Genomic DNA, 1,615 nt, shown 5'->3' on the forward strand with positions numbered 1-1,615 from the left:
CGGAATATGTCAAGAAAGTTGTCACAATTTTTGAATAATTTATGCACATTGAGATGCCTTTAGTTTTTTGCATGAAGGATTAAGATACACCTTTTTTATGTCATTCCAGAATGCTGGTTTTAAACTCCATCTTTCGGGTTTTAAAGCATAAGCTTTTGCTAATGTCTGATTTCTTTTTTTCATAATTATGTTGCTTTCTCCTGAGTGTCTTTGTTGTGGTGTCACATAGCCTATTCCCGAATGCCGGTGTTTGGTATTATACCAGTTAACAAAATCTGCCATCCAGGCTCGAGCATGACTAAGGTCAGAGAAACACTTGGGGAATCCTGCTGTATATTTAAGTGTCTTAAATAGGCTTTCAGAATAGGCATTATCGTCACTTACTCTGGGTCTTGAGAATGACGGGATGACTCCAAGCTTATAAAGCGTCATGAGCATGGTTGCTCCTTTCATAGGATTCCCATTATCAGAATGCAGTCTAATACCTCTAATATTCTGCTCAGATGCAAGCCTTTTAAATAGTTCCGAAGCTATTTTATCGGACTCTTTTACATTAATCTCCCAACCAACTATTTTACGGCTCCAGACATCAATAACCACATAAGCATAGAAATACATTCCCATTATGCTGCTTTTAAGCCACGTAATATCCCAGCTCCAGACCTGATTCGGACCTGTTGTAACAAGCTCCGGAGGAGCTTTTTTAGCTGTGCCAGCTCTGCCTTTTCGTCTATGATGAACAAGATCATACTCCCTTAAAACCCTGTAGAAAGTGCTGACACTTGCAATATAAATACCTTCTTCTAATAAAATTGCAACTATTTGATATGGATTGCTATCTGCAAACCTTTCACTACAAGAGATATTTATAATCTCTCTTTTCTCAACTTCTGTAAGTTTCCTTGGAACTCTCTTGGCTGCTCCTTTACGTAAATCTCCTGTTTTATTGGACTTCCATCTGTAGTATGTTCTGACTGATATATCGAGAACTTCGCAAGCTTTAAATAACCTGGCCCCATTTGCTACAGCTTCATCCAGGAGCTCTACAGCCAGCAATCTATCCGATTGAGGGATTAATCTTCCTCTCTTTCCCCCCAGATTTCTTCTGCTTTTTTTTTAAGAGTATAAAGTGCTGCCATTTCTGCAAGTGCTTTCTCTTTTTTCTTAAGTTCTTTTTCCAGTTTTTTTATTTTCTTTTTCTGCTCTTTTATAATTTCTTTATCTCTGTTTGTCTTGTTATTCATATAATCTCTTAACTCCTGTTCCCATAGTACCAGATGTTCACTATGAATACCATTTTTTCTTAGCCATTCCCCTTTCTTTTCCAAAGTAAGGGATTTACTCTCAAATATCAGTGACATCTTTTCTGCAGGACTTCTTTGTTCAGGAGATATTTCTCCTTCCTGTGGATTAAGACTATCATTCTTTAGTTTTAGTATCCAGATCCTGATTGTCTGTTCACTCACTCCTGTTTCTTTGCTTACTTCTGCTATTGATCTGTTTTCAGGTGGCAATACTTTCTTTAATACATTGTTCCTAAACCCAGTGCTGTATTTCATAGTATAGATGACTCCTTCCTAAATATTTTTACTGTCATCTATCTTGACATATAGGG

The 1,615-nt window shown here is 37.2% G+C and carries 2 protein-coding genes; both read right to left on the bottom strand.

Going from position 1 to position 1,615, the window contains the following annotated elements; all coding sequences use genetic code 11:
* Positions 1-39 precede the first annotated feature (39 nt).
* On the bottom strand, positions 40-1,056 hold the full coding sequence (locus WKV44_10580; protein ID MEM5948981.1) for an IS3 family transposase: 1,017 nt from the start codon (positions 1,054-1,056) through the stop codon (positions 40-42).
* A 17-nt stretch (positions 1,057-1,073) separates the two neighbouring features.
* The gene (locus tag WKV44_10585; protein MEM5948982.1) at positions 1,074-1,559 is read right to left on the bottom strand and encodes a transposase; all 486 of its coding nucleotides are present in this window, start codon (positions 1,557-1,559) and stop codon (positions 1,074-1,076) included.
* Positions 1,560-1,615: the final 56 nt, after the last annotated feature.

Source organism: Spirochaetia bacterium 38H-sp (genome assembly GCA_039023545.1).
Classification (GTDB): domain Bacteria; phylum Spirochaetota; class Spirochaetia; order Winmispirales; family Winmispiraceae; genus Rarispira; species Rarispira pelagica.